The organism is Robertkochia aurantiaca (assembly GCF_020166495.1).
In the GTDB taxonomy this organism is placed as follows: Bacteria; Bacteroidota; Bacteroidia; order Flavobacteriales; family Flavobacteriaceae; genus Robertkochia; species Robertkochia aurantiaca.
Window position 1 is genome coordinate 72,843 of sequence record NZ_JAINZS010000007.1, and the last position, 12,388, is coordinate 85,230.

The window sequence follows — 12,388 nt, forward strand, 5'->3', positions numbered from 1 at the left end:
ACAGATACAGAAACTCCCGATTTTACTGCCATAAATACGTTGACCCGTTCTGCTGTGTGATCATGAATTTCATTAATTTTGTGGTTTAAAATTGTACACATGGCAACAGAGGTAAAATCTTTGAATTTTATAGAGCATATTATAGAAGATGATCTGAAGGCAGGCTTTGACCGAGACGATCTTCGCTTTCGGTTCCCGCCTGAACCGAACGGGTATCTGCACATAGGTCACGCGAGTTCGATCTGTTTGAATTTCGGGCTCGGACTGCGTTACAATGCACCGGTGAACCTGCGTTTTGACGACACCAACCCGGCCAAGGAAGAAAAAGAGTATGTAGATGCTATCAAAAACGACGTCTCATGGTTGGGTTTTGAATGGGATAAAGAGTGTTATGCCTCTGATTATTTCCAGCAATTATACGATTGGGCCGTAATGCTCATCAAGGCTGATAAAGCCTATGTTGACAGCCAGAGTTCTGAAGCAATCGCCGAACAAAAAGGAACCCCTACCAAGCCAGGTATAGACAGTCCCTTCAGAAACCGATCGGTACAAGAGAACCTGGATCTCTTCGAGCGCATGAAAAACGGAGAATTTCAGGCGGGGGAACACGTATTGCGAGCCAAGATCGACATGACGGCTTCGAATATGCTAATGCGGGATCCGGTCATGTACCGTATTTTGCATAAAGCACATCATCGTACAGGTAACGATTGGTGTATTTATCCGATGTACGACTGGACGCATGGTGAAAGCGATTATATCGAACAGGTTTCGCATTCACTTTGTACCCTTGAATTCGCCATGCACCGCGAATTATACGAATGGTTTGTCGAACAGATCTATGAGGAAGGAAAAGTAAAACCAAAACAGCGCGAATTTGCAAGAAGAAACCTCAGCCATACCGTGGTAAGCAAGCGCAAGCTGCTGAGACTGGTGGAAGAAGGGGTCGTAAACGGCTGGGATGACCCGCGGATGCCTACGATCTCCGGACTCAGACGTCGTGGGTATACCCCGGAATCGATCAGGAATTTCGCTGACACCATAGGAATCGCTAAACGCGAAAATCTGATTGATGTTTCTCTGTTAGAATTCTGCGCGCGGGAAGACCTGAATAAAAAGGCACCGAGAGTAATGGCAGTTCTGGATCCTCTTAAACTGGTTCTAACCAACTATCCGGAAGGCGAGACAGAATATGTCGAAGCTGAAAACAATCCCGAAGAAGAGGAACAAACCTATCGCAAGCTGCCTTTTTCCAGGGAATTATATATTGAAAAGGCCGATTTCCGGGAGGAAGCCAACAGAAAGTTCTTCAGGTTGAAACTGGGCGGAGAGGTCCGGTTAAAAAACGGGTATATCATCAAGGCAGAAAGCGTGGTCAAAGACGAAGAAGGAAATATCACCGAAGTTCACTGTACCTATGATCCCCTGAGCAAAAGCGGCAGCGGAACACCTGAAAGTATGCGTAAGGTAAAAGGTACCCTGCACTGGGTTTCAGCCGCTCATGCTAAAAAAGCCGAAGTGCGGAATTATGACCGTTTATTCACAGAGGCCGAGCCCGACAGGCAGGAGGAAGATTTTATGCACTATCTGAATCCTGAATCGCTTCAGGTTACCGAAGCCTTTGTAGAACCCGGTCTCATTGAGGCTAAACCCGGAGAGCACTTTCAGTTTCAGCGTCTGGGATATTACAATGTAGATCCTGACAGTAAACCCGATCACCTGGTATTCAACAGAACCGTAGGATTGCGTGACAGCTGGGCTAAAATAGAAACTAAATAAACCTTTCGGTATAATTATAACCTTTAAAAGCGCCTTGTGGCGCTTTTTCTATTTATAAAATGTTAATTATAAACTAATTAGTGCGGAATCTGAGGCTTTTTGGGGTAAATTTTTTAATTTAATGATATAATCCAAAAAACCTATATAAACATGTCAAATAATACCGGAAACACCGTTCTAGCATTACTTACAGGCGCAGCCATCGGAGCTGGTCTGGGAATTCTTTATGCCCCGGATCGCGGTGATGAAACACGGCGCAAGATCAGTAAAAATGCTAAAAAAGCTCAAAAAGATCTGGAAAGGACTTTAAAGCAAACCACAGACGAAATAAAGCATCTGGCCAGTTCTGCAAAAATGACTTTCGACGATAAGCTGGATCACACTATTGAAAGTGCAAGTTACAAGGCAGATGATGTAATAGACACCCTGGAACGCAAATTAGCCGAATTAAAAGCTAAAAATGCGAAATTACAGAAGTCTAAAGCAAAGGTAACCTCCTAGTTACCCGAACCGCCAACCCTATCAACCACTTAAAATTTCCATATGAGTTTATCAGAACTTTCTGATAATGTCCACCATGTAAAGGAGAGTTCAAAAGAATATCTTGAAACCTCCCTGGCATATTACAGATTAAGCTTATTTAAAAAGGTAACCAAAGGCATTGCATCGACTGTCAAAATTCTTGCAGTAGGTGCACTGGCCTTTCTGGCCTTTTTTATGTTCTCCATAGCCGGGGTCTTTGCCATTGACAGCAGTATTCAAAATTTGGCGCTTTCGTTTGTGATCGTGGGCGTTATTCACCTGATCATCGCCCTTTTGGTTTATTACCTGTTCCGCAAACAGATCGAAAAGGCCATTCTTATAAAAGCTTCAAAAGACTTTCTCGATGACTGATAGAACACCACACAAAATCTACACTTCCTTCGAGGAATTGGAAAACGATCTTCAGATTTTAAAATTGCAAAAGCAGATCGCTCAGGAACAGATCAAACTGAACTACGAGAGCACAAAAGAAAATCTTTCCTTCCTGACCGTAATTGGCAATACAGCCGGTTATGTCGCCAAAAGATTACTGGCGATCAAGGTGATCAATAAATTTTTCAGATAAAAAAAGCGACCGGTTGGTCGCTTTTTTATTTATATTTTCAGGAACAGATTTAACTCTGATCTTTCCCCTCGTTTTGTCGCTTCATGGCTTCACCTATCTGATTACTCGCTGTAAATGATGCTACCATGTTATTCAGCATATCGCTTCCGGCCTGGGGTGAATTTGGCAGTAAGATCAGGTTGGTATTGGTCTCCTCACCTATAGCCTGTAAGGTATCATAATGCTGGGTTACAACGATAAGGGCAGAGGCTTCCTGAGAATTAATTCCCACCTTATTCAGAACTTCTACAGATTCTTCCAGTCCGCGCGCGATTTCCCTGCGCTGATCAGCAATCCCCTGTCCTTGCAGACGTTTGCTTTCAGCTTCTGCCTTCGCTTTTTCAACCATCAGTATACGGGCAGCATCCCCTTCAAACTGGGCAGCAATTTTCTCCCGCTCAGAAGCGTTAATACGGTTCATGGCTGCTTTTACCTGCGCATCAGGGTCAATGTCGGTTACAAGGGTCTTAATTATGTCGTACCCGTAATCAAGCATGGCATCCTGCAGTTCGGCCTTTACGGCAATAGCAATGTCATCCTTTTTAACGAACACGTCATCAAGTTTCATCTTAGGTACCTCTGCCCTGACCACATCGAATACGTACGATGTTATCTGATCTTGCGGATATTCCAGTTTGTAAAAAGCTTCATAAACCTTATCGGTGATCACCACATACTGTACAGAAACCTTCAGCTTTACGAACACATCATCGAGTGTCTTTGTTTCGATGATCACGTCAAGTTGCTGAATCTTAAGACTCAATCGCCCTACAACACGGTCGACCAAAGGAATTTTAAGCTGTAAACCTGAATTCCGGATGCTCTGAAACCTCCCGAAACGTTCAATGATGGCGGCTGTTTGTTGTTTGACCGTAAAAAATGAGAACAATACCACTAAGGCTCCCAGGGCAAGCCAGGGGATAAGAAAGAAATTCATGACTATTAGATTTAGATATAATTTCTGAATTTACGAAGTATCCCTAAATAAAATCCTTTAACGGTACGATTAATCTTTAAAAAACAAAAAAGCCGGCCCACCGGCCGGCATTATAATTTATCTGAATTGTGATTTAGTAACTACCCCAGTACCTCAACGGCTCTCCTCAGACGCGCTACGGTTTCTTCCTGACCGATTACGCCCATTATATCAAAAATATGAGGGCCTTTCATCTCGCCAACCAGTGCCAGCCTTAACGGAGGCATCACCTTGCCAAATCCCAGTTCATTATCGGTTATCCACTGCTTTACAACACTTTCTGAAATCTCAGATGAAAACTCAGGTAAGCCGGCAAGCAGATCACCAATTTCATTTATATACCTATTGGTATCTTCTTTCCATTGTTTGCGGGCTGCTTTTTCATCGTAGGTCTGGGGTGTTTCGAAAAAGAATCCACCCAATTCCAGGAAATCCCCGACAAAATCTGCGCGCTCCCTGATCAATACAATAACCTTTTCGGCGAAATCATCTGAAACCTCAATGCGATTGGATTTCAGCACTTTTTGAAAACGATCGACCAGTTCAGATACAGAAGCTTGTTGTAAATAATGGTGATTGAACCATTTGATCTTATCCGGATCAAAACGGGCGCCTGACTTATTCACTTTCTCCAGGGTGAAAACATCGCAAAGTTCCTCCATTCCAAATATCTCTCGCTCGTCACCCGGATTCCAACCCAGAAGGGCCAGGAAGTTTACTACAGCCTCCGGGAAATAGCCCTCTTCGCGGTATCCTGCAGATACAGTCCCGTCTTTCGGATCTTTCCACTCCAGGGGAAATACCGGAAATCCTAATTTATCGCCATCGCGTTTGCTAAGCTTTCCTTTCCCTGCGGGTTTAAGAATAAGAGGCAAGTGCGCAAATTCAGGGGCCTGCCATCCGAAAGATCTGTATAATAAAACATGCAGTGCCAGCGATGGAAGCCACTCTTCCCCCCTGATCACGTGAGAGATCTCCATTAGGTGATCATCTACAATATTGGCAAGGTGATAGGTAGGCATACCGTCACTTTTGAAGAGCACCTTATCATCTAGGATATTGGTATCGATGGTAATCTCTCCACGAATCCGGTCTTTAAGAACCAGGGTCTCATCTTTCGGAGCCTTGAAGCGAATCACATAATTATCGCTGTTTTCCAGTTTGCCCTTCAGCGTCTCCTGATCCATTCCAAGGGAATTGTTTAAATGATCGCGGTTATACCAGTTGTAAATGAACGTATTTCCAAGGCTTTCCGCTTCCTGCCTGCGGGTGTCCAGTTCTTCTGCGGTATCGAAAGCATAATAGGCGTGTCCCTTTTCGACCAGCATTTCCGCATACTTCCGGTAAATCTCCTTTCGTTCACTTTGCCGGTAAGGACCCTTATCTCCTCCTTCCCTCGGGCCCTCATCGATAGTGATTCCGCACCAATTGAGGGATTCAATAATATAATCTTCGGCACCTTCGACATACCGGTTCTGGTCGGTGTCTTCGATGCGCAAGATGAATTTGCCGTTCTTTCCTTTGGCAAACAGATAATTGAATAAAGCGGTTCTAACTCCCCCTATGTGAAGTGGTCCCGTGGGACTGGGGGCAAAACGAACTCTGACAGGTGTACTCATGCGACAAATTTTGTAGCAAAGATAGGCCTTCTGGAGTAATCGTTAAAACCTGATCAGGCTGCCATTCTCATGGTTTGGGGTATTCTTTTGTTCATCACCCTGAACCATAAGGGCGGGAAAAGAGACAGGACCATACTGGTGGGGTATCCATAAGGCATCTGAGGGCTTTCATCGTGACAATCCAGTAACTGATATTTCTTTGAAGCGCGGTAATGGTGATCGCTGTGCCTGGTCAACTCGTACAACACGATTCGCCCGATCACATGATTTGAATTCCATGAATGAATCTCTCTCACCCGCTCATATCTTCCAGATTCGGTTTTTAAGCGTAATAAACCGTAATGCTCGATATAGTTGATGGTCTCAAGCAGCAAAATGCCCACTGCGGCGAATGCCAATGCATAGAGCAATCCATTAGCCCCGAAGAAATAAAAGACAAGACCCAGGTAAAGCGCCTGAAATAAGGAAAACCACAGCATGTCATTGGAGAGTGAAAAAAATCCCTTTCCGCTGCTTCTTAACAGCTTGCTTTGTATGCGCCAGGCATTTGAATATTGTCTGCATACAGAGGTGATCCAGAAGGAATACACCGACTGGTTCAATCTTGCCGTTGCCGGATCTTCAGGGGTTGCAGCATGCAGGTGATGACCAAAATTATGCTCGACATAAAAGTGCATGTATAAAGCAGGCAGCAATTGTATTTTTCCCATTATACGTTCAGAAAGCTTTTTTCTGTGACCCAGTTCATGTCCTACATTAATCCCGTTGGCTCCGATTACAATTCCGGTTGAAAAAATAACCCCTGCCATTTCAAAAAACGTTAAATCCCGGGTGGTTAGCACAATTAGCGAATAAACGATCAAACCGTAAACAAGTGGGAGGTTCAGATATAAAAGCCAGTCAAAAATTTTATTGCGTTCTTTTCGATTGCGCTCTTCCTTATCAAGGTTGTGGTTATCCCGAGGTAACAGAATTTCAAGAACAGGAAGCAGCATAAACACATAAAACGGGGTCAGAAAAGCGAACCAACCCAACAGACTGATCCCGGCGATCGCAGAGAGCGGTATTGTGTAGGCCATCAGATATTTAAGATCATTGATCATCCCGGTATTTTTAACACAAGCTTATCAAATTTACCAATTTTAAGACTTAAAGAAAATTGTAATTTAGGGAGTTAAGGGTAAAAGATGCTATATTATGCAGTCAGCCAAAAGAAAAGGGTATGAAGAATTTCGAAAAGATCATTGAAAAACTGGAAGGGTTCCTGAAAAAGTACTACTTCAACGAACTGCTGAAGGGGGCTATTCTTTTTCTTAGTATCGGACTCTTATATTTCCTGTTTACCCTGTTTATGGAGCATTTGCTTTGGTTAAGTGCAGATGGCCGTGCCCTTTGGTTCTGGATATTCATCGCGGTAGAAGGGTTCCTGTTATACCGGTTTATCATCAGACCACTAATGTCGTTGTTTAAAATGCGGCATGGTCTCAGCTATATACAAGCGGCCAATATGATCGGCTCTCATTTCAATGAGATCGACGACAAACTCACTAACCTTTTGCAATTATCTAAAAATGATCAGCGTTCAGAATTACTGCTCGCCAGCATTGACCAAAAAGCAGGTGAGTTATCACCCTTACCCTTCAAACGGGCCATTGATTACCGGAAAAATCTTCCCTTGCTTAAATACTTAATAATACCTTTTGGTATAATAATTATAATCTACATCAGTGGGAATATTTCGGTGTTGAGCGATAGTTATAAACGGGTCACTGATCACAAAACAGCTTATGCCCCGCCAGCACCATTTCAGATTGAAATTTTAAACGATAGCCTTGAAGTTTTACAAAACCAACCCTTTTTACTGGAGATCGGTATAACCGGAAAAGTGATTCCGGAAGAAGCCACCATTCATATAAATAACGATCAGTATTATTTAAAACGAACCGGCACCGGAAGATTTGTTCACAAATTCGTGAATCCCTTGTCAGATATAAGTTTTCATATCAAATCTAACGATGTGAAAAGTTCAGAGCGCACCTTAAAAGTAACCCCGGTCCCATCATTGGCGGCCTTTGTTCTCAAAGCTGATTATCCTGCTTACACAGGAAAAAAAGATGAGGTAATACAAGGAACCGGCAACCTGACCGTACCCCAGGGTACAGATCTACAGTGGGAACTCTCTGCAAATAATACCGGGGAGATCGCTTTTACGACCGACGATTCCACTTCTTACTTCGACAGAAAACAAGATGTGTTTTTATTCGATCTGCGCATCCTGAAGAATCTCACTTACGATATTTCACTAAGCAATGAATTCCTGACAGATCATGAGCGTCTGCAGTACCAGATACGGGTGATTCCTGATCAAAGACCCGAAATAAGTATCAGTAAATCAGAAAAAGGTTCTTCGGAAGAAAACCTGATACTCACCGGCGAGGTTTCTGATGATTACGGGATTAGCCGTTTACAATTGCTTTACCGGAAAAGCGGGGCTGATAGTGACTACAAATCGGTTAGCATCCCCGTATCTCAAGGAACTTTCGACCGGATTGCCTATATATTCCCCGGCAATTTACCCATAGAAAAAGGAAGTGCCTATGAATTCTATTTTCGGGTATCAGATAATGATGCGGTAAACGGGCGGAAAAGCACTTCATCTCAGATATTCAGTTTTCGTTCTCTCAGCCGGGAGGAAGAACGCAATAACCAACTGCAGCAACAGCAAAACAGCATTAAAGACATGTCCAAGACCATCAGGGATCTTGAAAAGCAACAGGAAGACCTGAAAGACATCTCAAAGATCACCAGGCAGAAAAACAACCTGAATTTCAGTGATCAGAAAAAACTGGAGAATTTTTTGCAACGACAACAGCTACAGCAGAATCAAATGAAACGCTTCAACGAAGAGCTGAAGGAAAATCTCAATAGTGAAACCGAAGATGAAAATGAGTTTAAGGAGTTATTAAAGGAAAGACTGGAAAGGCAGGAGAAACGCATCGCTGAGAATGAACGATTGCTGGAAGAAATGCAAAAGATCGGTGAAAAATTAGTCAATGAAGAACTCAATAAACGCCTGGAAGAAATGGCAAAACAACAAGCTAACCAGGAAAGAAACCTTAAACAGTTGTTGGAGCTCACCAAACGCTATTACGTGGCGCAAAAAACCGATCAGCTCAGCCGGCGCCTGGACAGCCTTGCGAACAAACAACAAAAATTAAGCGAAGATTCGGAACAAACCGCACCCGATTCTCAAAAGGAATTGTCTGATGAATTCAACAACCTGCAAAAGGAACTCGATTCCCTTACAAAAGCCAATGAAGCACTGAAAGACCCAATGGAGATCGGACGCGATGAACAATTGGAAGAACAAATTGAATCAGACCAGGATAAGGCTACTGAATCACTGGAAAAAATGGAAGAAACACCCGATTCGGAAGAACAAAAGAAGGCTCAAAACAATGCACAAGATAATCAGAAAAAGGCTTCAGAAAAATTAAGAAAATTAGCACAAAAAATGCAACAATCCATGAGCATGTCAGGAGCGCAAATGTTACAGGAAGACACCCGTATGCTACGGCAGATTCTGGATAATCTCGTTTACTTTTCCTTTGAACAGGAAAATCTTATGGAGCGTTTGGGGGCTCTGGACAACAGCAATCCGAATTTCGCCAAAGAGTTAAAAGCCCAGAATGATTTAAAGAACCTCTTTTCTCATGTCGACGACAGTCTTTTCACCTTATCATTACGCAGACCGGAATTATCTGAAGTGATCAATGAGAACATCACGAACGTATATTATAATATTGATAAAACCCTGGAGCGTTTCAGTGAAAATCAATTTTACCAGGGATTATCCCACCAGCAATACACCTTAACGGCAGCCAACAATCTGGCTGATTTCTTAAGTGAGATTTTAGATAATATGCAAAACCAGCTTTCCGGTTCCGGAAGCGGAGGTGGAAAACAGTTACCAGACATCATCATTTCCCAACAGCAATTAAACAAGCAGATGCAGGAGGGCATGAAAAATGAGGGCCAGCAAAAAGAGGGTGAACAGCAGCAAGGCGAAGAGAAAGGCCAAAACGAAAAAAAGGACAAACAGGATAATGGCGAGTTGGAATCTGAAGAATTGTATGAAATCTTTAAGCAGCAACAACAAATTCGTCAGGCCCTGGAAGAACAATTAAAAAACCTGCAAGGGGAAGGAGAACGTGCCAGAGCCAGGCAACTACTCCAGCAAATGGAGAATCTGGAAAATAACTTATTGGATAAGGGATTTGATCCTGAAAATCAAAAACGCATGTTGCAGCTGGAACACCAACTGATCAAACTGGAACAGGCTTCACAACAGCAAGGACAAAAAAATGAACGCGAAAGCGAGACCAATCTCAAAGAATTTCAAAATCAATTGCAAAAGCAAACACCTGATTTACAAGAATATTTAAAGGAGACAGAAATTTTAAATAGACAAATATTACCTTTGCGGCAAATTTACAAACGTAAAGTACAGGAGTATTTTGAAAACAATGGTCGCCTTTAATTACGAAACCGATTTTGAATTAAACAATCCTCATCTATATCAGAGCTGGGTAGACCAGATCATTCGCAGCGAATCTCATTCTACCGGTGAGATCAACTACATATTTTGCGATGATAACTACCTGCATGAGATCAATCTGAAATTCTTAAATCACGACACGCTTACCGATATCATCAGTTTTGATTATACAGAAGGAAAACTGGTTAGCGGTGATATTTTTATTTCTGTAGAACGGGTAGCAGAAAACGCCAGAATTTTTAATACTACTTTCGAGGAAGAATTGCGTCGGGTAATGGCACATGGTATTTTACACTATTGTGGTTATCCCGATAAAACTGAAAAAGAAAAAGAAATCATGAGGAACAAGGAAAACGAAAAGCTGGACTTGTTTCACGTGGAACACTAAAATACGATTACCATGTTTGAAAAAGAATACGACCTGATTGTTGTTGGCGCCGGCCATGCAGGATCTGAAGCAGCTGCGGCTGCAGCCAATATGGGTGCCAAAACCCTCTTGGTAACCATGAATCTTCAAAACATAGCCCAGATGTCATGCAATCCCGCTATGGGCGGAATTGCAAAAGGACAAATTGTAAGGGAGATCGATGCTATGGGTGGCTATTCAGGAATAGTAACCGACAGAACCGCTATTCAATTCAAAATGCTTAACAAATCAAAAGGTCCTGCCATGTGGTCTCCACGTGCTCAAAGTGATCGGATGCGTTTTGCGGAAGAATGGCGCTTAATGCTCGAGAGAACTCCAAATCTTGATTTCTACCAGGAAATGGTAAGCGGGTTACTGATCGAAGGCGACGAAGTAAAAGGAGTGACAACCTCCCTGGGAATTCCCATTCGCTCAAAAACTGTTGTTCTTACCAACGGAACCTTTTTGAACGGACTCATCCATATTGGTGAAAAACAATTCGGAGGAGGAAGAGCAGGAGAAAGAGCCGCAACGGGAATCACCGAACAATTAATTGATTTAGGTTTTACCGCAGGCCGAATGAAAACAGGAACGCCTCCCCGAGTTGACGGACGTTCCCTCGATTATTCTAAAATGACCGAACAGCCGGGAGACGAGCAACCCGAAAAATTCTCTTTTTCAGATGCGACCAAACCGCTAGCCCATCAAAGAAGTTGTCACATGACCTATACCAGTCCTCAGGTACATGAGCTTCTTAAAGAAGGTTTTGACAGATCTCCCATGTTCAATGGCAGAATTCAGAGTATTGGCCCCAGATATTGTCCGTCAATTGAAGATAAGATCAATCGCTTTGCCGACAAAGACCGTCATCAGCTCTTCGTTGAGCCGGAAGGTTGGGATACCGTAGAAGTATATGTCAACGGCTTTTCCACCTCCCTGCCTGAAGACGTACAATTCAAAGCTCTTCGTTCTGTTGCCGGATTCGAAAATGTAAAATTCTTTCGTCCCGGGTACGCCATCGAATACGACTACTTCCCTCCGACCCAATTAAATCATACCCTTGAAACAAAATTGGTAAAAGGACTGTATTTCGCAGGTCAGATAAACGGAACCACCGGTTATGAAGAAGCAGCATCCCAGGGCCTGATGGCAGGTATAAATGCCGCTTTACAGGTACAGGAAAAAGATGCCTTTATTTTAAAAAGGAATGAAGCTTATATCGGCGTACTCATTGATGATTTGATCACCAAAGGAACAGAAGAACCATATCGCATGTTTACGTCAAGGGCAGAATACCGAACTTTATTGAGACAAGATAATGCCGATCTTCGATTAACACCGAAGGCCTATGAAATTGGTTTGGCATCTGAAACCCGATTAAGAAGGATGGAAGAAAAACAACAGGCTGCACATTCATTTGTGTCATTCTTTAAAAACACCAGTGTAGAACCGGAAATCATCAATCCTATTTTAGATGAGATCCATTCTTCTCCGATGTCGCAAAAAGATAAAATGTTCAAGATCTTCGCCCGCCCGAAAATGACCATGCCATTAATGCGACAAATTCCTGAAGTGGAAAAATACATCCAGAAAAACAATTTGGATCAGGAAGTTTTAGACCAAACAGAGATCCAGGTTAAATATGCCGGGTATATCGAAAAGGAAAAAAACAATGCAGATAAACTCAACAGGCTGGAGGAAATTAGCATTCCTAAAAACTTCAATTATGATAAATTAAAATCCCTTTCTTTTGAGGCAAAGGAGAAATTAAAAGATATACAACCCGCTACCCTTTCACAAGCATCGCGAATTAGTGGGGTATCGCCGAGCGACATTAGTGTTATGCTCGTATACATGGGTAGGTAGTATTTAAAAAATCATACTTGCTAAAAAGGTGTTCCAC

At 42.7% G+C, this 12,388-nt stretch carries 10 protein-coding genes; 7 read left to right on the forward strand and 3 right to left on the reverse strand.

What is annotated here, in order from left to right:
* The first annotated feature begins 99 nt into the window (after positions 1-99).
* The 4 genes from K7R10_RS13900 to K7R10_RS13915 all read left to right on the forward strand — a co-directional run bounded on the left by K7R10_RS13900 (position 100) and on the right by K7R10_RS13915 (position 2,887).
* A complete protein-coding gene (locus K7R10_RS13900) occupies positions 100-1,779 on the forward strand; it encodes a glutamine--tRNA ligase/YqeY domain fusion protein (protein WP_224485336.1) in 1,680 nt (559 codons plus the stop codon).
* Between the two features lie 150 nt (positions 1,780-1,929).
* Positions 1,930-2,280 carry a YtxH domain-containing protein gene (locus K7R10_RS13905; protein ID WP_224485337.1) on the forward strand — a complete coding sequence of 117 codons (351 nt, stop codon included), beginning with the start codon at positions 1,930-1,932 and terminating at the stop codon, positions 2,278-2,280.
* A gap of 42 nt (positions 2,281-2,322) precedes the next feature.
* Positions 2,323-2,673, forward strand: coding sequence for a phage holin family protein (locus tag K7R10_RS13910; RefSeq protein WP_224485338.1), 351 nt, complete (start codon positions 2,323-2,325; stop codon positions 2,671-2,673).
* On the forward strand, positions 2,666-2,887 hold the full coding sequence (locus K7R10_RS13915) for a DUF6327 family protein (RefSeq protein WP_224485339.1): 222 nt from the start codon (positions 2,666-2,668) through the stop codon (positions 2,885-2,887). Before K7R10_RS13910 ends, K7R10_RS13915 begins: the two co-directional genes overlap by 8 nt.
* A gap of 49 nt (positions 2,888-2,936) precedes the next feature.
* Here the strand turns inward: K7R10_RS13915 and K7R10_RS13920 are convergent, their stop codons facing one another.
* The 3 genes from K7R10_RS13920 to K7R10_RS13930 all read right to left on the reverse strand — a co-directional run bounded on the left by K7R10_RS13920 (position 2,937) and on the right by K7R10_RS13930 (position 6,624).
* On the reverse strand, positions 2,937-3,863 hold the full coding sequence (locus K7R10_RS13920) for an SPFH domain-containing protein (RefSeq protein ID WP_224485340.1): 927 nt from the start codon (positions 3,861-3,863) through the stop codon (positions 2,937-2,939).
* Between the two features lie 140 nt (positions 3,864-4,003).
* Complete coding sequence (gltX, locus tag K7R10_RS13925) at positions 4,004-5,521, reverse strand: glutamate--tRNA ligase (protein WP_224485341.1); 1,518 nt, start codon at positions 5,519-5,521, stop codon at positions 4,004-4,006.
* 53 nt (positions 5,522-5,574) lie between these two features.
* Positions 5,575-6,624, reverse strand: coding sequence for an alkane 1-monooxygenase (locus tag K7R10_RS13930; RefSeq protein WP_255610537.1), 1,050 nt, complete (start codon positions 6,622-6,624; stop codon positions 5,575-5,577).
* A gap of 119 nt (positions 6,625-6,743) precedes the next feature.
* On the opposite strand from K7R10_RS13930, the gene K7R10_RS13935 reads away from it, so the two are divergent.
* Genes K7R10_RS13935 through mnmG form a run of 3 tightly spaced genes read left to right on the forward strand, consistent with a single transcriptional unit; the run spans position 6,744 to position 12,351 of the window.
* Positions 6,744-10,061 (forward strand): DUF4175 family protein, encoded by a 3,318-nt coding sequence (locus K7R10_RS13935; RefSeq protein WP_224485342.1) that lies wholly within the window; start codon positions 6,744-6,746, stop codon positions 10,059-10,061.
* Positions 10,048-10,467: an rRNA maturation RNase YbeY gene (gene ybeY / locus K7R10_RS13940; RefSeq protein WP_224485461.1), complete on the forward strand. Its 420-nt coding sequence runs from the start codon at positions 10,048-10,050 to the stop codon at positions 10,465-10,467. The genes K7R10_RS13935 and ybeY overlap by 14 nt, the downstream gene beginning before the upstream one ends.
* A gap of 12 nt (positions 10,468-10,479) precedes the next feature.
* Entirely contained in the window at positions 10,480-12,351 is a 1,872-nt protein-coding gene (gene mnmG, locus K7R10_RS13945) for a tRNA uridine-5-carboxymethylaminomethyl(34) synthesis enzyme MnmG (protein WP_224485343.1), read from the forward strand.
* The last annotated feature ends 37 nt before the right edge of the window (positions 12,352-12,388 follow it).

Bases quoted from the DNA above. Each gene is read 5' to 3' on its own strand.
- K7R10_RS13905 (WP_224485337.1), top strand. From the start codon at position 1,930: ATGTCAAATAATACCGGAAACACCGTTCTAGCATTACTTACAGGCGCA.
- gltX (WP_224485341.1), bottom strand. From the start codon at position 5,521: ATGAGTACACCTGTCAGAGTTCGTTTTGCCCCCAGTCCCACGGGACCA.
- ybeY (WP_224485461.1), top strand. From the start codon at position 10,048: ATGGTCGCCTTTAATTACGAAACCGATTTTGAATTAAACAATCCTCAT.
- K7R10_RS13915 (WP_224485339.1), top strand. From the start codon at position 2,666: ATGACTGATAGAACACCACACAAAATCTACACTTCCTTCGAGGAATTG.
- mnmG (WP_224485343.1), top strand. From the start codon at position 10,480: ATGTTTGAAAAAGAATACGACCTGATTGTTGTTGGCGCCGGCCATGCA.
- K7R10_RS13910 (WP_224485338.1), top strand. From the start codon at position 2,323: ATGAGTTTATCAGAACTTTCTGATAATGTCCACCATGTAAAGGAGAGT.
- K7R10_RS13920 (WP_224485340.1), bottom strand. From the start codon at position 3,863: ATGAATTTCTTTCTTATCCCCTGGCTTGCCCTGGGAGCCTTAGTGGTA.
- K7R10_RS13900 (WP_224485336.1), top strand. From the start codon at position 100: ATGGCAACAGAGGTAAAATCTTTGAATTTTATAGAGCATATTATAGAA.
- K7R10_RS13930 (WP_255610537.1), bottom strand. From the start codon at position 6,624: ATGATCAATGATCTTAAATATCTGATGGCCTACACAATACCGCTCTCT.
- K7R10_RS13935 (WP_224485342.1), top strand. From the start codon at position 6,744: ATGAAGAATTTCGAAAAGATCATTGAAAAACTGGAAGGGTTCCTGAAA.